This window comes from Bradyrhizobium sp. (genome assembly GCF_027451485.1).
GTDB lineage: Bacteria > Pseudomonadota > Alphaproteobacteria > Rhizobiales > Xanthobacteraceae > Bradyrhizobium.
Window position 1 is genome coordinate 1 of the sequence record NZ_DAIDJE010000096.1, and the last position, 19080, is coordinate 19080.

The following is a 19080-nucleotide window of genomic DNA, read 5'->3' on the forward strand; positions in this document are numbered from 1 at the left end:
CATCCGCGCCGGCCGCTGGCCGCGCGGTCTCGAGCAAGATCGTGTCCCACGGCGACAGCCTCTGGCGCATCAGCCGCATCATTTACGGCGACGGCTCACGCTACGCGCTCGTGTACCAGGCAAACCGAGGACAGATTCGGAATCCAAATCTCATCTATCCCGGGCAGACCCTCGTTCTCCCCAGGAAGGGCGACTGAAGGAAAACGTCCGCCTGCACGCGCGTCACGGCCGACGTGAGCATCATCATCGCTGCGGGATGAGCAAAAGCGAGCAGCAGCCAGCAGTCCTGCAACGATCGGCCCGGCGGTCCATTGTAGAAGCGAACTCGTTCCTCGCATTCACAGGTGTTCATCGTGATCGAAACGATCAGTGCCGTTACGCTCGCCACGCACGACATGCCGCGCGCAGTGCGATTCTATCTCTCGCTCGGATTCGCGATCGTCCATGGCGGCGAAAGCGCGTCCTTCACCAGCTTTCGCGCCGGGGGCGGCTTTCTCAATCTGATCGCAGCGAGCGACGAAAAGCAGTGGTCATGGTGGGGCCGCATCATCTTCCATGTCAGCGATGTCGATGCGCTCTACGAGAGAGCGCTGGCCGCCGGGCACAGGCCGTCGACCGCGCCCTGCGATGCCGAATGGGGCGAACGCTATTTTCATCTAACCGATCCGGACGGCCACGAACTCAGCTTTGCGAAGCTGCTGGCCGAAATGCGGTGAGTTTGCCTGAGGTGCAAATGCTCCGGCGCGGCTTCGACAGAGGTGTCGCTATTCCGCCGCGGGTCTGATGTCGTGTTTCGACTCGGACTCTTCAGGTCTCCTGCTCCCGGTCCAGCGCGACAGCGCGTTGGAAAACGTATCGAGATAGAGATAGACCAACGGCGTCGTGAACAGTGTCAGGGCCTGGCTGACGAGCAGGCCGCCGACCATGGCGTAACCGAGGGGCTGGCGGATCTCCGATCCAGTGCCGGTGCCGAGCATCAACGGTACGCCGCCGAGCAGCGCCGCCATCGTGGTCATCATGATCGGACGGAAGCGCAGAATGGCGGCCTGCCGGATCGACTGCTGCGGCGTAAGATGCTCATCCCGTTCCGCGGCAATTGCGAAGTCGACCATCATGATGCCGTTCTTCTTGACGATGCCGATCAGCAGAATGATTCCGATGAGAGCAATCAGGCTGAAGTCGAAGCCGAAGGCCATCAGGATCATCAGCGCGCCGACGCCGGCCGACGGCAATGTCGAAAGAATCGTCAGCGGATGGATGTAGCTCTCATAGAGGATGCCAAGGATCAGATAGACCACGACCAGGGCAGCAAGGATCAGGAGCGGCACCGTGCCCAGCGACTGCTGGAATGCCTGCGCTGTTCCCTGAAAGCTCGAGCTCAGCGTCGCCGGCGCGCCCATGGTGGCCATCGCGGCCTGCACGGCGCTGGTCGCCTGTCCGAGCGCAACCCCCTGACCGAGATTGAAGCTGATGGTGACGGCAGGAAACTGCCCCTGGTGGGCGATGGCGAGCGGCCGCACCGGCACGCTGGTCCATTTGCAGAAGACCGATAGCGGCACCTGCGCATTGCTGGTCGGGGATCGGATATAGATCTTGTCGAGCGAGTCGATCTTGCCCTGCAGCTCGGGCAGGATTTCCTCGATCACATGATAGCTGTTGAGCTGGGTGAAATACTGCGTGACCTGGCGCTGGCCGAACGCGTCGTAGAGCGTGTCGTCGATAAGCTGCGGGGTGATGCCGTAGCGCGCGGCGGTGTCACGATTGATTTCCAGTTGCAGGGTCGTTCCCTCGGTCTGCTGGTCGGTTGCGACGTCGCGCAATTCCGGCAGCGTCTTCATCTTGGCCAGGATTGTCGGCGCCCAATGGTTCAACTCGTCGAGATTGGCATCCTGCAGCGTGAATTCGAACTGCGTTCGCGTGGCGCGGCCGCCGAGGCGGACGTCCTGCGAGGCCTGCATATAGAGTTTTGCGCCCTCGACCTTGGCAAGCTTCGGCCTGAGCCGCGCGATGATGTGCTGGGCGTCGGCGTCACGCTGATCGTGCGGCTTGAGCGTGATATACAATCGCCCCGAATTGAGCGCCGTGCCGCCGCCGCCAATGAACATTGCGATGCTTTCGACAGCGGGATCGGCCTGAACGATGTTGTTGAGCTCCACCTGGTGCCGCTTCATTGCCTCAAACGAGATATCCTGCGACGCTTCGGAAACTCCGGTCAGAAAGCCGTTATCCTGTTGCGGAAAAAAGCCCTTCGGGATGATCGTGAAGAGGTAGACGGAAAGCCCGACGGTAACGAAGAAGATGACAAGCGTCGTCCTGCTCCAGTCAAGCGCCAGATCGAGGCCGCGCTCGTAGGAGCGCAGCATCCGATCAAACAGGCGTTCGCTCCATTGGTAGAACCGGCCGTGCCGGATCTCGCTGTGGGCGCGCAGGAAGCGCGAGGCCATCATCGGCGTCAACGTCAGCGACACCATCATCGACACGAAGATGGCCATGGCCAGCGTCACGGCGAATTCACGGAACAGCCGGCCGATGACGCCCCCCATCAGGAGCAGCGGGATCAGGACCGCGACCAGTGACACGCTGATCGAGACGATGGTGAAACCGATCTCGCTCGCACCCTTGAATGCCGCCGCCAGCGGGCTCTCACCCTCCTCGACGTAGCGCGTGATGTTCTCCAGCATCACGATGGCGTCGTCGACCACGAAGCCGACCGCAATCGTCAGTGCCATCAGCGACAGATTGTCGAGGGTATAGCCGAACACCCACATCAGCGCGCAGGCGCCGAGCAGCGCCAGCGGAACGGTGACGGCGGGAATGACGGTCGCCCAGAAGCTGCGCAGGAAGATGAAGATCACCATGATGACGAGCAAGATCGTGATCAGGAGCGTGATCTGCACGTCTTCGACCGCGGCACGGATCGTCAGCGTGCGGTCGCTGATGATCTTGATCTTGATCGCGGGCGGAATCGCCGCCACCAGGCGAGGCAGCTGCGCCTTGATCTTGTCGACGGTGTCGATGACGTTGGCACCGGGCTGCTTGAAGATGACGAGGAACACGCCGCGCTTGCCGTCTGCCCAGGCCGCCTGCTTCATGTCCTCGGGTGCCGCGACGGCCCTGCCGATATCACGAATCCGCAAGGGCGCGCCGTCGCGATACGCGATGATGACGTCGTTCCACTTGTCAGCCTCGAGCAGCTGGTCGTTGGCGTAGATCGTATAGGCCCGCTGCGGTCCGTCGATGTTGCCCTTCGGGCTGTCGACGGTATTCATCGCGATCTGGTTGCGCACGTCCTCGAGCGACAGGCCCTTGGCGACCAGTTTGGCGGGATCGACCTGGATCCGGATCGACGGCTTCTGCTGGCCGCCGATGTACACCTGGGCCACCCCGGAAATCTGGCTGATCTGCTGACCGAGCTGGACGTCGATCGCATCGCTCAGCTGGATCAGCGGCACCGTGTCCGAGGTCGCCGACAACAGCATGATCGGCGCGTCCGCCGGATTGACCTTGCGATAGGTCGGAGGCGACGGCAGATTCTTGGGCAGCTGACCGCCCGCGGCATTGATCGCGCCAAGGATGTCGTTGGCCGCGGCATCGATGTTGCGGTTGAGGTCGAACTGGATCGTGACCGCCGTCGACCCAAGCGAACTGGTCGAGGTCATTTGCGCGATGCCGGGGATCTGCGCCATCTGCCGTTCCAGCGGCTGCGCCACCGACGAGGCCATGGTTTCGGGGCTCGCGCCGGGCAGGCTCGCATTGACCTGGATGGTCGGGAAGTCGACCTGCGGCAACGGCGCGACGGGCAACAGAGGATAGGAGACCAGACCGATGAACAGGATGCCTGCCATCAGCAACGAAGTGCCGATCGGAAAGCGGATAAACGGTGCCGAAATTCCTTCGATCATGCCCAGACCTCGCAAAGGCCGGGCGCATTCCTTCCCAAAAGCCGGGAGTTATGCCCGCAGCGCACGAACGTCCGTTTCCTCGACCTGCCCGCCGGCTCCCGGTGAATCCGAGACCCCTGGTCGGCCGGCAGCATACCGATTCCGCTGCGGCTTGCGAACCGAAACGCCGGTGCCATCATTCGACATTCGTAAGGGGCGGGTTCCATACTTCACCTCTGACGAGGGCAGGACGGCCGGGGCCTGGCCCTCACCGCCGGTCTGAAGTCCCAGCACCAGCGGCGAATTCGATCAGGGACTTCGGATCGACCCTCCCGGGCACCCGCGGCGGCCGGCAGGCCTGGAAGAATCGTTCGGCGAAACAGGCTTCACGCGCTTCGAGCAGCCCGCTATCGAGAACGCGCCAAACCTGTTCTTTGGCGCGCAGGCGTGAGGCGCTCTTTTCGGCTCAGCGGCATCGCCTGCTCCCATGCGCTGGACGGTAAAAAAGATCGTATTCCGAAGAACAGTCTACTTGTGGACCAAGCGATCGACTGCCCGCTTCCATCGGCTATCGCCGGAAGCCTTTTGAGTAAGTTGAGCCGTTCCGCAAGATTCTCCTAAGCTGAAAAAATCAGCTGGCGTTCCCTCGATGGAACGTTCAGTATTAATTTCGTCACCGCACGGTCCGTTGGCATCTCTCGGTGATGAGAACGCCGGTTGCGCTTTCGCCCGCTGCAAGAGGGAATCCGAATGCGACGTCGTTCCGAGCAAACCGGGATCGGTTCGCCTTGTGCGCAGACGCATATCGCTTTCGGAGCGGCGTCCTTCCGCTCGGCCTCGCTCTTCCTTTGTGAACAGTTGGGCATCGCCTTATGAGCGCTACGAAGAGGAGCTCAGTGAGCGTCATACCCGATCCCGGCCGTAAGACCGCACCGATTCAACGCGACGATGCCTTCCCGCCTGGTGGCGGCGAGATGGACGCATTGATCCGTGCGCTCGACTGGTCCAAGACAGCTCTCGGGCCGATCGCCGGGTGGCCTGCGTCACTGAAGAGCGCGATCAGCCTTATGCTGCCCGCAAAGGCGCAGATCGTGCTGTTCTGGGGGCCGGAATTCATAGCCTTCTACAACGACGCGTACGCTCCGACTATCGGCGACAAGCACCCGAGGGCATTGGGTCTGCCGGCCAGGGAAAGCTGGACGGAGCTGTGGGACGATCTCGAACCGCTGCTGCGGCAGGTTCTTGAAACCGGCGAGACCTTGTACGCCAAGGATCGGCTCTTTTACATCGAGAGGCACGGCTATCCGGAAAATGTGTATTTCGACATCTCCTACTCGCCCATACGCGACGCGGGGAATGCGGTCGGCGGCGTTCTCTGCATCGTGAGCGAGACGACCGAGCGGGTTGTCGCCCTTCGGGAATTGGCCAAAGCGCAGGAGCGGCTGAGCCAGGCTCTGAATGCTTCTGGAATGGTGGGCACCTTCGACTGGGATGTGCAGTCGGATACATTGTATTCTGATGCCCGCCTGGCGGAGATGTTCTCCATTGCTCCGCTCAAGGCCAAGCAGGGCGCACCTTGGGCGGAATATCTAGCGGGCATTCATCCCGAGGACGTGGACCGAATTGGCAAAGCGGTAAGCCAAACCATCGCCACCGGCGAAAGATACGTCCAGGAATACCGTCTGCTTCCAAAGGGAGTATCCACCCGTTGGGTGGAGGCTCGTGGCGAGTGCCTGTTCGGCGATGATGGCAAACCGTCCCGCTTCACCGGCGTGGTGGTGGACATAACCAGCCAGAAAGAAGCCCAAGAGCGTCAACGGTTGCTTGCGCAGGAAACGAACCATCGCGTCAAGAATCTGTTCGCGATCTTCCACGGCATTATCAGTCTGAGCGCACGTTCAGCTCGAACGCCTCAGGAGATGGCTCAGTCGCTAAGAGGCCGGCTGGATGCTCTCATGCAAGCCAAGGATCTCATACGTCCGGGCATCATGGGTGCAGAAGCACACAACGAGCGGACGACGGTGGATGCAGTCGTGAGAACGATTTTGCTGCCCTATGATGATCGCGACGGCCGGCAACGCTTTGTGGTCAGCGGACCTGATCTGCCTGTCGGCACACAGGCTGTGACAAGCCTTGCCCTGGCTCTGCACGAGATTGCAACGAACGCGGCCAAGTACGGCGCGCTGTCGGAGCCGAACGGCTCCGTCCGCGTCCGATGGGAGGCGCAGGCCGGCAACCTTCAGCTCAAGTGGGAGGAGATTGGCGGCCCCGCGATCGCCGCGCCGCCGCAAGCCGGCGGTTTTGGCCACATACTCATCGATCGCAGTATTGGCCAGCTTGGCGGCACGATCGAATACGAGTGGCGACCAGAGGGCCTCGTCCTCAGCCTGACCGTTCCGTTGGATCGTCTGCTGTCTTGAGCACGGCCGCCTCGATGCGTTCGATGCAGCTCGCCATGTGAGGATTATGCCATATCCGTTGCCTTCGGCGCCCAGCCGGGCCGCGGTGGTTTGAAGCGGCTGGCGACGACGTCAAAGAAGCGAACGATTTCGCGACAGGGCTCGCACTTGAAATGATTAAGCGACTCGGCCGCCATCGGACGATTGCATGTTGGACAGCAGGGATACATCGGGCTGCTTAACGTCAATTCAACGTCGAAGTTCCGCGATCCGTCAGTTGAACTGCGCCGGCCGAAGTGGCACCGGCCAGACGCCCCCACGCAGCGTTAAGCCGATTGGTTCCTTCCGGCTCAAAAATTAAATTGCTGGCTTTGCCAGCGATTTCTCGGCAGGTTCCGTTCGATTGCCCCAACCAAAGCTGTGCCTGTCTGCACTGTTTCTGCGACAGGCGCTGCTTGGCCGTGAGTCGTGCTCGCGACCCTCCCAAGGGGAGCGGGAGCAGCGTCTTCGTGCCGGATGAGAATTCGTTCGTTAAACGCTTCGGGCCTCTGCAACGGCCTTAGGCGATGGACAACTCTTTTCTGCTGAATCTTGAGGAGCGAGTAACAGTGGCTGTGAATACAGGCAACGTGGCCGAGTTGGTCGGCAGCAACGAACAGACCATTCTGCCCGAATGGATCGAATTGCAGAAGAAAGCCGGCAGCCTGCAAACGGGCCGCATCACCGAAAACGAACTCGCTTCGCAATCACGAGAGTTCCTGCATTTGCTGCGCGACGGGTTGAGCCGGGGCGGCAGCGAGGTCTCCAATTCAGCCTACGGACCGGCGAAGCAAATGCTTGCAGACGTCTCTCGCTCGCGCGCGCTTCAGGGCTTTTCACCGAGCGAGACCGCCACCTTCGTATTTTCGCTCAAGCAGCCGATCTTCAATGTCTTGAATCGCAATACAACGCTTTCACCGGCCCAGGCGGCCGAACTGACCTGGTCGGTGACCCTCCTGCTCGATGAGCTCGGTCTGTACACGCTCGAGGTTTTCCAGAAAAGTCGCGAGGAGGTCATCGTTCGCCAGCAACGCGAAATCGCGGAGCTGTCGACTCCCGTCGTGAAGCTTTGGGACGGCATCCTTGCCCTGCCCTTGATCGGCACCCTTGACAGCCAGCGAACACAGGTCGTGATGGAAAATCTGCTCCAGACGGTCGTGGAAACGGAAGCGGAAATCGCCATCATCGACATCACCGGCGTGCCCACAGTCGATACCCTGACCGCCCAGCACCTGCTGAAAACGGTTGCCGCTGCAAGGCTCATGGGCGCCGACTGTATCATCAGCGGCATTCGTCCCCAGATTGCCCAAACCATGGTTCATCTGGGTGTCGAACTGAATGTCATTTCGAAAGCAACACTGGCCGACGCGCTCGCGTTGGCGCTCGAACGAACCGGGCGCGCCGTAACCCGGCTGAAGAAAGCGACCCCGGCCTCCGGGCAAAACAAGATGTCCGCTGAAAAGGGCCAGTAACGATGGATCGCATTCCAATCCTGAAGTTCGGGAATGCGTTGCTGGTGACCATTCAGGTCGACATGCACGACCGTCTCGCGACCGCGCTGGAAGAGGACCTGACCAGCAAGATCGTCGAACACGGCGCCAAAGGCGTTCTCATCGACATTTCCGCGCTGGAAATCGTGGACAGCTTCATTGGCCGAATGCTCGATAACATCGCGGCGGTCTCGCGCATTCTCGACGCTGAAACGGTCGTCGTCGGCATGCGGCCGGCCGTGGCGATCACCCTGGTCGAGCTGGGACTGTCCTTGGCCGGCGTCAAGACGGCCCTCAACGTCGAACGCGGGATGGCCCTGATCCAGGCCCGACTCAAGACGTCGGACGAGGACGATGACGACGCTGAAGACTGAGCGGCTCGATATCCGCTCGTCGGACGACGTCGTGCGGGTCCGTCAGCTGACGCGCACCATGGCGCTGGCAGCGGGGCTGGGTCTGGTGGACCAGACCAAGATCATCACTGCGGCCAGCGAACTGGCCCGCAACACGCTTGACTACGGCGGTGGCGGCTTCGTTCTGGCGGAACTGGTGGAAGCTTCCGCGCGTCGCGGGCTGCGGCTGACGTTTGAAGACAAGGGCCCCGGCATTCCTGACGTCGAGGCCGCAATGAAGGACGGCTTCACGTCCGGCAAGGGTATGGGGCTGGGGTTAGGTGGCGCCAAACGGCTCTCGAACGAATTCTCAATTCATTCGCAGCCAGGCGAAGGCACGAAAGTTGTCATTGCGCGTTGGAAGTAACCGATGATCAGCCTCGCTGTGCAGGACCAAAGCCAAGTCGCGGAGGCGCGACGGAGCGCAAGCGACTTGGCCGGGCGCCAGGGATTTGCCGAAGCCGATCGTGGGCGAGTGGCCCTCGTCGCGACCGAGCTTGCCACCAATATTCTCAAGCATGGAAATGGCGGTGAAATCCTGGTCGGCGTCTATGGCGAAGGTCCGGATACCGGCATCGAATTGATCGCCCTCGACAAGGGCGTCGGGATATCGAACGTTGCTGCCAGCGTGACCGACGGACATTCGACAGCCGGAACGGCCGGCAATGGTCTCGGCGCCATCGTCCGCCAATCCCATTTCGTCGACATCGCGTCCTGGCCGGGAAACGGAACCGCAGTCCTCGCCCGCATCAAGAGCGGCCGGCGGCCCGAGGCTCACGCGGACACGAGCGCGATCGGCGCCGTCTCGGTTCCCAAGACGGGCCAAGATGTTTGCGGGGATTCCTGGGGCCTGTCGGTCGGTCCGGAAGAAACCACGCTGCTGGTCGCTGACGGCCTGGGTCATGGACCCGAGGCCGCGGAAGCGGCTGTCGAAGCCGTGCGGCTTCTTCACCGGTTCGGCGGCCATCGCGTGCCCGTGTTGCTCGAATATATCCATGGCGGGCTGCGCGCCACCCGGGGAGCCGCAGTCTCGATCGCCCGCTTCCAGCCCGGGTCGGGCAAGATCATCTACTCAGGAATAGGTAATGTGGCAGGCGTGCTCTCCACCAACGGAGAACTCCGGCGCATGGTATCGATGCCCGGAACTGCAGGTCACAACGCGCGCAAGATCCAGGCCTTCGAATATCCGTTTACGGGCGGACTCGTTATCCTTCATTCGGACGGGATCGCATCCAGCTGGACCCTCGAGCGGTACCCCAACCTCGCGGCGCGGCATCCAACGCTGATCGCGGCCGTCCTTTACCGAGACCTGACACGGCATCGCGACGATGCTACGGTCCTGGTAGCCAAGTGGTGACGCCATGGCGGCGAATGCAAAACTATGGCCGATCGTTACGGTACCGATTGAAAACGAGGCCGATGTCGTGACGGTGCGTCAGCGCGCGCATCGCCTCGCTGAGTTGCTGGGCTTTGAACGTCAGGATCAAACGCGAATAGCGACCGCGGTTTCGGAGCTGGCCAGAAATGCGTTCAGCTACGCAGGAGGCGGCCGCGCCGAATTCATTCTGGATCCTGCGTCGACCCCTCAAACTTTCTACGTCAAGATCTCGGACAAGGGACCGGGGATTGCAGATGTCCAGACAATCCTCGACGGCCAGTACCGGTCCAAGAGCGGGATGGGACTCGGGATTCTCGGCGCGCGCCGCCTGATGGATCATTTCTCGATAGAATCCAGATCGGGCAAAGGCACGGCGGTGCAGATTGGTCAGGTTCTGCCGCAACGCGCCGCACCGGTGACCCGCGCCAAACTGGCCGACATTGCGGCAACCCTCAAGAAAGACAGCTCGTCAGACCCGCTGGAGGTCCTTCGACAGCAAAATCGCGAGTTGATGCAAAGCCTGGACGAGCTGCGTCGAAAAGATGATGAGAGCAAGCAGCTCGATCAGGAACTGAGCGACACGAACCGCGGTGTGGTCGCGCTGTATGCCGAACTCGACGAGCGGGCCGAGCAGCTGCGGCAGGCGAGCGAACTCAAGACGAAATTCCTCTCGAACATGAGTCACGAATTTCGCACGCCCCTCAACTCGGTGCTGGCGTTGTCACGGCTTCTGCTCGATCGCATCGATGGCGATTTGACGCCTGAACAGGAACGACAGGTCGGCTACATCCGCCGCTCAGCCGAGAGCCTGCTTGAACTCGTCAATGACTTGCTCGACCTCGCAAAGGTGGAGGCCGGAAAGGCCGACATCAAGCCAAGCGCCTTCACGGTGGGCGAACTGTTCGGCAGCCTCCGAGGTGCCCTGCGGCCGCTTTTGACCAGCCCGGCGGTCGAGCTGATCTTCGACATCCCCGACAAGGTCCCGAACCTGTTCACCGATGAAGCAAAGGTCACGCAAATTTTGCGTAATCTCATTTCCAACGCCCTGAAATTCACCGAGCAAGGCGAAGTTCGGGTTTCGGCGACCTTTGATGCGGAAAGAGAACGGATCAATCTGTCGGTTCGGGATACCGGCATCGGCATAGCGCCGCAGGACCATGCGCGGATTTTCGAGGAATTTTCCCAGGTCGACACCAGACTTCAGAGACGGGTGAAGGGCACGGGCCTCGGCTTGCCGCTGTCTCGTTCGCTGGCCGAACTGCTGGGGGGCGAATTGACCCTCGAAAGCGTGCCGGGCCAAGGCTCCGTTTTCACCCTTTCGATCCCGCCCGAGCGCGGCGACCCCTCTCGTGCCCAGCGCCCGTCGAACAGCGGCCGCAAGCGGGTTCTCCTGATCGACGACGACGAGACGTTCCGTTACGTCATGCGCCAGATCATCGGCAACGAGCCTCGTTACGAATATATCGAAGCCGTTGATGGCGACGTCGGCCTCAAGGCAGCGCGCGAGCAAAAGCCGGACGTCATCATTCTCGACCTGCAAATGCCGACAATGGATGGCTTCACGGTTCTGCAGGAGCTTAATGCCGACAGCCGGACCAGCGTGACGCCGGTCATCGTGTCGACTTCGTTGAACGTCAACGCCGAGCTGAAGGCCCGCCTGCCGGCAGGGACGCGCGTCATTTCGAAAAACACCATCTCCCGTGACAACGTTTCGCTGTTCCTTCGCGATGCGACAATGGGGGCGCCGTGACCGGGAGCAACGATATCGTCCTCCTCAACGTCGACGATCAGGATGCGCCGCGTTACGTCAAAACGCGGGATCTGCAGGAATGCGGTTTCAAGGTGATTGAAGCGCGCACCGGCGCCGAAGCGTTGCGACTGGTCGAATCGGAAAAGCCTCCGATTGTTCTGCTCGACGTTGAACTGCCGGACATCACGGGCTACGACGTCTGCTCCTTCATCAAGAAGAAATGGCCTGAGGTCATGGTCTTGATGACCTCCTCGACATTCACGACTTCACCGCATCGGACGCGCGGACTCGATTCCGGCGCGGACTCCTACCTCGTTCAGCCGGCCGAGCCGCTCGAACTGGCGGCAGCAGTCAATGCAATGCTTCGGATCCGAAAGGCCGAAGACAGCATGCGCGCGCTCAACGCGACGCTTGACCAGCGCGTGAAAGACCGGACCGCCGAACTCGAGGCTTCGAATGAAAAGCTGAAGCACGAAATGGAGCAGCGGGAACGAGCCGAAGCAGCTCTCGTTCAGTCGCAAAAGATGGAGGCTATCGGTCAGCTCACCGGGGGGCTGGCACATGACTTCAATAATCTTCTGACGGCGGTCGTTGGCAACCTCGACCTGATTCGCACGCGCGCGACCGACGCGCGGATCGCCCGGCAGGCCGAGCATGCCTTCAAGGCGGCCGAGCGCGGAACGAAGCTGACCGCACAACTTCTCGCGTTCTCGCGAACGCAAAAGCTGGCGACGGCACCGGTGGATTTGAACGCCCTGATTGCCGGCATGTTCGAACTTCTCAACCAAACGCTGGGAGCCGAAGTCAAGGTCGAAACAAGACTGCAGGCCGATCTGCCTCATGCGCTTGCCGACCGGAATCAGCTCGAACTCGCCATTCTCAATCTGTCGATTAACGCCCGCGATGCGATGGTCGGCGGCGGTACGCTTACGATCTCCACTCAGCAAGACAGCGCGAAGGAGCGCGTGGTTGTCTGTGTTGCGGACACGGGCGTGGGAATGCCGCCCGACATCGCAGCGCGGGCCTTTGATCCGTTCTTCACGACCAAACCGCCGGGCAAGGGGACGGGTCTGGGGCTGTCGCAGGTCTACGGCGTTGTCCGGCAGATCGGCGGAGACGTGACGATCAACACCGAGGTCGGCAAGGGCACCCGGGTCAATATAGCGCTGCCGATAGCCCGCGCGATGGCTGCGAATGAAAGTTTCGAATCCAGCGCGGTGCCACGTGGCTCGGAGTCCATTCTGATCGTGGATGACGATCCGGACGTCCGACAGATCATGTCGGGAGTTTTGTCTGATTTCGGCTATCAGGTCAGGGAAGCCGGCGACGGCGCTTCCGCGCTCGATATCCTGAAGAACAACCGTCCGGATTTGATGGTGATCGACTTCGGAATGCCAGGTTTAAGTGGCGCCGAGGTGGCCGCAAGCGCGAGGGCCGTCGATCAAAGCCTTCGGATTCTGTTTGTCAGCGGCTATTCCGACACCTCCGCGATCGAGAAGGCGGTCGGGAAGATAGCGCTGTTGCGGAAGCCATTTCTTCCGGCCGAATTTGTGGCCGCGGTTCGCACATCGCTGGATGCGCCGGCCTCGCATTGACGCGACCGGGTCGCTCTCAGAATCAGGACATCAGCGGGTAAGGCTGATCACCGGCATTCCGAGCGCCCTCCTGTCGAGAGACGTTGAGCAACACCCGGGCGCGGTTTGCGCGGCGCGAATGCGCCTTTGCGTCTTCATGACGCGTCTTGCCCGCCATGATCGGACAAGGCAAGGTGAACGCCGTCAGAAGCCCGGCTCCCTTGCGTGACTGTCAACGAACAAACAAAGAAGAGACGATGCCATGAAGCTACGACTTGCGATCGCTGTTGCCCTGGCATTCGCTGCCGCAGCCGCGCAAGCGCAGTCCCCTGCCCCCGCGGACGTCGTTTTCATCAACGGCAAGGTCTTTACGGCGGACGGCGGCGACCAGGTGGTGCAGGGTTTTGCGATCAAGGGCGATCGCTTCGTGGCGGCCGGATCCGACGGAGAGATGCACCGCTATGTGGGGGCGCAAACCAGGGTGGTCGATCTCAAGGGCCACTTTGTGTCGCCGGGTATCACCGACGATCACTTCCACAATGAAGGCGGCGGCTCCGGCGTCGATCTCAGCCACGTGCGCTCGCTCGGCGAGCTCCTGACGACGGTTGCCAATGCGGCAGCCAGCGCACCGGCCGGCACGGTGGTCGTCTCCAACTCCGATTGGCACGAGGCACAGCTGAAGGAGCAGCGGCTGCCGACCGCCGATGAGCTCGAGCAGGCCGCGCCCGGCAAACCCGTGGTGCTGGTGCGCGGCGGCCACGAATACATCCTGAATCAGGCCGCGCTCAAGAAATGGAACATCACGAGGGACACGCCTGTGCCGGCGGGCGGACAGATCAGCCGCAATGCTTCCGGCGAATTGACCGGCGAACTGTTCGATGAAGCGAAAAAGCTGGTCACGCTGCCGCCGCCGAAGCCGGTCAGCATGGAAGACATTCTGAACACCCAGAAGGCGCTCGCGCCCTACGGCATGACGGCGGTCCGCATCCCCGGCGCATACAGGGGCAACATGATCGAGGCCTATCACCTGATGAAGCAGGCGGAGGCGGAAGCAAAGCTGACGCTGCGCTGGACCGTCTACATGCCCGGCTTTTCGCTGCGTTCGGCGGAGGCCGCGCGCAAGGCGATCCAATCCTGGGGGACCCATCAGGACGAAGGTGACGACTGGGTCAAGGTCGATGGCGTCAAGCTGATGGTCGATGGCGGCTTCGAAGGGGGTCACCTCTCAAAACCCTATCTCGAACCCTATGGCAAGGGCGGGACGTTCACCGGCCTGACGGTGTCGCCGCCTGCGGCCTACACCGAGGTGGTGCGCGAACTGAATCGCGACGGATGGCACGTCATCACGCATGCCGTCGGCGACGCCGCACTCGACGAGGTGCTCGACGCCTATGCGGCGGCCGACAAGGACGCCTCCATCAAGGGCAAGCGCTGGTCGGTCGAGCACGCATTCGTCTCGCGGCCCGGGCAGGTTGCCCGTTTGAAAGAGCTCGATATCGCGGTCTCGGCGCAGGATCACCTTTACCTCGCGGCGCCGGTGCTCAAGAAATACTGGGGCTGGGAGATCGCACACGAAGTGACGCCGGTGAAAACCTATCTCGATGCCGGCCTGCTGGTCGCCGGCGGCACCGACAGCCCGGTCGTGCCGTTCAACCCGTTCTGGAATCTCTACCACATGGCAAGTCGCGACACGATTTCGGACGGCGTGTATGGCGAGGACCAGAAGATCGCTTCGCGGCCGCTGCTGCTTCGGCTGGTCACGATCAATTACGCCAGGCTGATCGGCGAGGAAAAGACGCGCGGCTCGATCGAACCCGGCAAGCTCGCCGACTTTGCCGTGCTGACCGACGACTTCCTCACGGTGAAGCCGCAAGCCATCCGCGATATGAAAGCGCTATCGACCTGGGTCGGCGGCCGTGAGGTCTATCGCGCGGCGGGCTATGAGTAGTTGTACAGAATCGTGAGGACCGCGGGACAATGCGATCGAAATTTGTTGTGCATTCTCATTCCGGGCCTGCGCCTTTCGGCGCATCCGGAATGACGAGCAAGGCTGTCTGAAATCACTTGCCCGGCCACACCGGCTTGCGCTTTTCGGCAAAGGCCTTGAGGCCTTCCCTGGCGTCCTCGGTCATCGCGGTCAACGCGATCTGGCTTTCGGTGTAGGCGATCGCCTCGTCGAACGACATCGAGGCGATCGCGCGCATGGCGTACTTGCCGCGCCGTATCGCGGTCGGCGACTTGTCGGTGATGCGGCCCGTCAGCCATTCCAGCTTGGAATCGAGTTCGGCCTGCGGCACCACGTAATTCAACAATCCCGCCGCTTGCGCAGTCCTGGCATCGAACGGCTCGCCGGTGATGGCCCATTCGCTAACAATCCGCCGCGGCGCGATTCCCTGCAGCAGACTCAACACCTGCATCGGAAACACGCCGACCTTCACCTCCGGCAGGCCGAAGATCGCCTGCTCCGAGGCGACCGCCATGTCGGTCATGCAAAGCAGCCCCATGCCGCCGGCCATGCAGACGCCGTTGACCCGCGCGATCGCAGGCTTGGTCGCGTTCTGCGACAGCCGCAGAAGATCGGCGAACTCGACATTGGGTTTGGAAAAATCCTGCGCGAACGCCCCGCCGGTGTTCTGCAAGTCCGCGCCCGCACAGAACGCCTTCTCACCGGCGCCGGTCAGCACGATCACGCGCACGTTCGCGTCATCATGCGCAATGCGGTAGCCGCGGGCGATGCCGGCGATGACGTCGGCATTGATGGCGTTGCGCTTCTCCGGGCGGTTGATAGTGATCCAAAGTGTGCTGTCGCGCTTTTCAGTGAGGACGCTTGAAGTGTCGGTCATGGGTCGTTGTCCGCGTGTTGTTTCGGTCAAACCATAGAGCAGGACCCGCTGAAGTGGGAGTGGATTGGTCCGCGGGGGCCTCACGGTTCGAGATACCGCTTGGCGCGCCTCATCACTATGGGGCAAGACCTCATCCCGAAGGAGGCGGGCAAGCGCCCTCTTCGGGGATGGGCCAAGAAGGCGGTCCTGGTGCCCATGACTTTCCGGAGTTCGTGTTACACCTCAGCACCCACTTTCACGAACTTCGGAAAGTCATGGGCACCAGCTGATTTACTGATTCGAGTACCGCTTTATCGATCTGAAGTCCCTGATCGAATTCGCCGATTGTGGTGCAGGGACTTCAGATCGGCGGTACTAGGGCGTCGGAATCGCCTCCGCGTCCGCCTTCTTCACCCAGACCTTGTTGTCGTGGAAGGCCGCGCCGCCGAACGGAGCGACCGCTTCGGCGCCGGTCAGCATGTTGATGCCCTTACCACCGATATGGGCCTTGTTCGGATGGATGGATTCCGCGATCAGCACGCCGCGCCGCACGCCGTCGAAGTGTCTCGCGGTCAGCGTGGTCTGCCCGCGCGGATTGCCGAGCGTGACGGCATCGCCATCCTCGATGCCGAGCGCTGCCGCGTCGTCGGGATGGATCATCACGCTGGGCGCACCCTCGCGCGCCTGCGAGGACGGCGTCTCGTTGAAGGTCGTGTTGAGGAAGCTGCGCGAGGGGCTGGTCGCCAGCCGGAACGGATGCGCCTGGTCCGCCTCCTCGATCGCGGCCCAGTGATCGGGCAGCGACGGCATCTTGTCCCATGCACCCATCATGCCCGCATTGCCGAGCGGCACGTTGGCCCAATCCGCCTTGAAGTGGAATTTACCGTCCTGGTGCGCAAAGCCGTCGAGATAGTGCGAGGTGCGAAAATCCGGCTGGAGATCGCGCCACAGATCGGCCTCGAGCCCGGCGATGCCGCCATGGCCGCTCTTGCGCAAGGTGGCGTCGATCAGTTCGCGCGGCGACATCGCAAAGCCGGGATGGGAAATCTTTAGCCGCCTGGCGAGCCCCTGAAGCACCTCGTGATTGGAGCGGCATTCACCGGGCGGCTCGATCAGCTTGGCGCCGACGGAAATATGCTGGTGGCCGCCGCCGTAATAGAGATCGTCGTGTTCGATGAACATCGTGGCCGGCAGCACGATGTCGGCCATCTGCGCCGTCTCGGTCATGAACTGCTCGTGCACCGCGACGAACAGGTCCTGGCGGGCAAAGCCCCGGCGGACCAGCGCCTGCTCCGGCGCCACCGTCATCGGGTTGGTGTTCTGGATCAGCATCGCCTTGACCGGCGGGCCGTTGTGGAGCGCTGCCGGATCGCCGGTGAGGATGCGGCCGATCTTCGACTGGTCAAGCCGGCGCGTGGAGGCGTCGATCGCGTCGTGACCCTCGACGATCGACTCATCGAATTTCCAGAGCGCAAAGTTGTTGAAGAAGGCGCCGCCGCCCTCGTACTGCCAGGCCCCGGTCACCGCCGGGATGCACAGCGCCGCGTGCATCTGCGCTGCGCCGTTGCGGCTGCGGGTAAAGCCGTAGCCGAGGCGGAAATACGCCCGCTTGGTCCGGCCGACCAGCCGCGCAAAGGCTTCGATCTCATCCACCGGCACGCCGCAAATCGCCGACGCCCATTCGGGCGTGCGCGTCTTCAGATGCGCTTCAAGCTCGCTCGGGCAATCGGTGTAGCGATTCATGTATTCGCGATCGGCATAGCCTTCGCGGAACAGCACATGCATGACGCCGCAGGCGAATGCGCCGTCGGTGCCGGGCCTGAGCAGGATCTTGATATCGGCCTGCTTCATCGTCTCGTTGTTATAGACGTCGACGACGGCGATCCTGGCGCCCCGCTCTTTGCGCGCGCGCATCGCATGCGTCATCACGTTGACCTGGGTGTTCACGGGATTGGTGCCCCAGATCACGACGAGGTCGGAGACGCCCATCTCGCGCGGATCCACGCCGGCGATCCTGCCGGTGCCCGCGGCAAAGCCGACGCGCGCAATGGTCGAGCAGATGGTCGAATAGAATCGGGAGTATTTCTTCACGTGAGCGAGGCGGTTGATGCCGTCGCGCATCACGATGCCCATGGTGCCCGCATAGTAATAGGGCCAGACCGATTCCGCGCCGAACTCGCGCTCGGCCGCGTCGAAGCGGCCGGCGATCTCGTCCAGTGCATCGTCCCAGGAAATCCGTCCGAACTTGCCGGATCCCTTCGCACCCATGCGGAACATCGGATGCGTCAGCCGCTCCGGATGATGAATGCGCTCGGCATAGCGCGCGACCTTGGCGCAGACGACGCCCGCCGTGTAGGGCTGAACCTTCGAGCCGCGAACGCGCCCGATTGACGTGCCGTCGATCACCTCGACGTCGAGCGCGCAGGCCGAGGGGCAATCATGCGGGCAAGTCGAATGCCGGATGGCGATCTTGCCCTGCGGAGGCGGAACCTCGATCTTGGCGTGCTGGTTCATGCGTCCAATGGTTATCACCAAAAATCTGGTTCGCCAGCATAAATGCCGAGCAAGCCATGCCTTTTACGCACCCAAATAAACCCCGCCATTGGCGTGGATCGCCTGGCCGTTGATGTAACGCGCGGCCGGACTGCACAGGAAGCGCACGGCAGCCGCGACATCTTCAGGGTGGCCGCGCTCGCCCGTAATCGTGCGGTGGATCAGGTGGTGGGCGGGTTCCGGGGTGTTCTTCGGGCGCGGCGTGCCGATGATGCCGGGCACGACGCAATTGACGGTGATTCCATCCGGTGCCAGGTCGTGAGCCAGCGCGCGGGTGAAACCGATGATGCCGGCCTTCGCGGTGACCACATGGGCGCGGTCCCTGGCGCCGGTATGGGCGCTGAGGCCGCCGAGATTGACGATGGTCCCTGCCCCGCTCTTCTTCAAATGCGGCTGGCACGCCTTCACGCAGTGGAAGGTGCCGTCGAGGATGACATTCATCACCTCGCGCCAATCGGCATAGGTCATCTCGGCAAAGGGCTTTTCCCGCCGCAGGGCCGCGTTGTTGACGAGGATGTCGACGCGGCCGAACTCGCTGACCGTCATATCGACCATCGCCTGCACCGCGTCGGGGTCGGCAATATCGCCGACATGGCTCAGGGCCCTTGAGCCGACCGTCTCGACTTCACGCGCGACCGCCCTGGCCTCATCACGATTGCTGCGCGCATTGACGACGACGGAGGCGCCGTCATCGGCCAGCGCCAGCGCGATGGCGCGGCCGATGTTGCGGCCTGAACCCGTCACGATCGCGACCTTGCCGATGAGTTCGCCCATAGGTTTTTTTCCCTCCCTTCTTCATGCC

General features: G+C 62.1%; 14 protein-coding genes. 10 read left to right on the plus strand and 4 right to left on the minus strand.

The features are described from left to right. Together NEZ08_RS12645 and NEZ08_RS12650 are read left to right on the plus strand one after the other, a co-directional pair. A partial coding sequence (locus tag NEZ08_RS12645) for a LysM peptidoglycan-binding domain-containing protein (protein WP_298107276.1) occupies positions 1–197 on the plus strand: 197 nt, incomplete at its 5' end. Between the two features lie 153 nt (positions 198–350). After that, positions 351–716: a VOC family protein gene (locus NEZ08_RS12650; RefSeq protein WP_298107316.1), complete on the plus strand. Its 366-nt coding sequence runs from the start codon at positions 351–353 to the stop codon at positions 714–716. 48 nt (positions 717–764) lie between these two features. Here the strand turns inward: NEZ08_RS12650 and NEZ08_RS12655 are convergent, their stop codons facing one another. Beyond that, on the minus strand, positions 765–3902 hold the full coding sequence (locus NEZ08_RS12655; RefSeq protein WP_298107278.1) for an efflux RND transporter permease subunit: 3138 nt from the start codon (positions 3900–3902) through the stop codon (positions 765–767). Positions 3903–4777: 875 nt separating this feature from the next. On the opposite strand from NEZ08_RS12655, the gene NEZ08_RS12660 reads away from it, so the two are divergent. The 8 genes from NEZ08_RS12660 to NEZ08_RS12695 all read left to right on the plus strand — a co-directional run bounded on the left by NEZ08_RS12660 (position 4778) and on the right by NEZ08_RS12695 (position 14851). Continuing rightward, entirely contained in the window at positions 4778–6301 is a 1524-nt protein-coding gene (locus tag NEZ08_RS12660; protein WP_298107280.1) for an HWE histidine kinase domain-containing protein, read from the plus strand. Between the two features lie 587 nt (positions 6302–6888). After that, positions 6889–7791 carry an STAS domain-containing protein gene (locus NEZ08_RS12665; protein WP_298107281.1) on the plus strand — a complete coding sequence of 301 codons (903 nt, stop codon included), beginning with the start codon at positions 6889–6891 and terminating at the stop codon, positions 7789–7791. A gap of 2 nt (positions 7792–7793) precedes the next feature. Further along, the gene (locus NEZ08_RS12670) at positions 7794–8183 is read left to right on the plus strand and encodes an STAS domain-containing protein (protein WP_298107283.1); all 390 of its coding nucleotides are present in this window, start codon (positions 7794–7796) and stop codon (positions 8181–8183) included. Continuing rightward, positions 8164–8568, plus strand: a complete 405-nt coding sequence (locus tag NEZ08_RS12675) for an anti-sigma regulatory factor (RefSeq protein WP_298107285.1) — start codon at positions 8164–8166, stop codon at positions 8566–8568. The genes NEZ08_RS12670 and NEZ08_RS12675 overlap by 20 nt, the downstream gene beginning before the upstream one ends. A 3-nt stretch (positions 8569–8571) precedes the next feature. Continuing rightward, on the plus strand, positions 8572–9558 hold the full coding sequence (locus tag NEZ08_RS12680) for an ATP-binding SpoIIE family protein phosphatase (protein WP_298107287.1): 987 nt from the start codon (positions 8572–8574) through the stop codon (positions 9556–9558). A 4-nt stretch (positions 9559–9562) separates the two neighbouring features. Then, positions 9563–11329 (plus strand): ATP-binding protein, encoded by a 1767-nt coding sequence (locus NEZ08_RS12685; protein ID WP_298107289.1) that lies wholly within the window; start codon positions 9563–9565, stop codon positions 11327–11329. Continuing rightward, entirely contained in the window at positions 11326–12924 is a 1599-nt protein-coding gene (locus NEZ08_RS12690) for a response regulator (protein WP_298107290.1), read from the plus strand. The genes NEZ08_RS12685 and NEZ08_RS12690 overlap by 4 nt, the downstream gene beginning before the upstream one ends. A 241-nt stretch (positions 12925–13165) precedes the next feature. After that, positions 13166–14851, plus strand: a complete 1686-nt coding sequence (locus NEZ08_RS12695; protein ID WP_298107292.1) for an amidohydrolase — start codon at positions 13166–13168, stop codon at positions 14849–14851. 112 nt (positions 14852–14963) lie between these two features. On the opposite strand, the gene NEZ08_RS12700 is transcribed toward NEZ08_RS12695, so the two are convergent. The 3 genes from NEZ08_RS12700 to NEZ08_RS12710 all read right to left on the minus strand — a co-directional run bounded on the left by NEZ08_RS12700 (position 14964) and on the right by NEZ08_RS12710 (position 19052). Continuing rightward, positions 14964–15746, minus strand: a complete 783-nt coding sequence (locus NEZ08_RS12700; protein WP_298107294.1) for an enoyl-CoA hydratase/isomerase family protein — start codon at positions 15744–15746, stop codon at positions 14964–14966. A gap of 354 nt (positions 15747–16100) precedes the next feature. Then, complete coding sequence (locus NEZ08_RS12705; protein WP_298107296.1) at positions 16101–18239, minus strand: molybdopterin oxidoreductase family protein; 2139 nt, start codon at positions 18237–18239, stop codon at positions 16101–16103. A 63-nt stretch (positions 18240–18302) separates the two neighbouring features. After that, positions 18303–19052: an SDR family NAD(P)-dependent oxidoreductase gene (locus NEZ08_RS12710; RefSeq protein WP_298107298.1), complete on the minus strand. Its 750-nt coding sequence runs from the start codon at positions 19050–19052 to the stop codon at positions 18303–18305. Between the last annotated feature and the right edge of the window lie 28 nt (positions 19053–19080).

What these genes read in the sequence shown, in the direction of transcription:
- NEZ08_RS12655 (WP_298107278.1), bottom strand. Translation starts at nt 3,902, where the DNA reads ATGATCGAAGGAATTTCGGCACCGTTTATCCGCTTTCCGATCGGCACT.
- NEZ08_RS12670 (WP_298107283.1), top strand. Translation starts at nt 7,794, where the DNA reads ATGGATCGCATTCCAATCCTGAAGTTCGGGAATGCGTTGCTGGTGACC.
- NEZ08_RS12675 (WP_298107285.1), top strand. Translation starts at nt 8,164, where the DNA reads ATGACGACGCTGAAGACTGAGCGGCTCGATATCCGCTCGTCGGACGAC.
- NEZ08_RS12680 (WP_298107287.1), top strand. Translation starts at nt 8,572, where the DNA reads ATGATCAGCCTCGCTGTGCAGGACCAAAGCCAAGTCGCGGAGGCGCGA.
- NEZ08_RS12685 (WP_298107289.1), top strand. Translation starts at nt 9,563, where the DNA reads ATGGCGGCGAATGCAAAACTATGGCCGATCGTTACGGTACCGATTGAA.
- NEZ08_RS12695 (WP_298107292.1), top strand. Translation starts at nt 13,166, where the DNA reads ATGAAGCTACGACTTGCGATCGCTGTTGCCCTGGCATTCGCTGCCGCA.
- NEZ08_RS12700 (WP_298107294.1), bottom strand. Translation starts at nt 15,746, where the DNA reads ATGACCGACACTTCAAGCGTCCTCACTGAAAAGCGCGACAGCACACTT.
- NEZ08_RS12705 (WP_298107296.1), bottom strand. Translation starts at nt 18,239, where the DNA reads ATGAACCAGCACGCCAAGATCGAGGTTCCGCCTCCGCAGGGCAAGATC.
- NEZ08_RS12710 (WP_298107298.1), bottom strand. Translation starts at nt 19,052, where the DNA reads ATGGGCGAACTCATCGGCAAGGTCGCGATCGTGACGGGTTCAGGCCGC.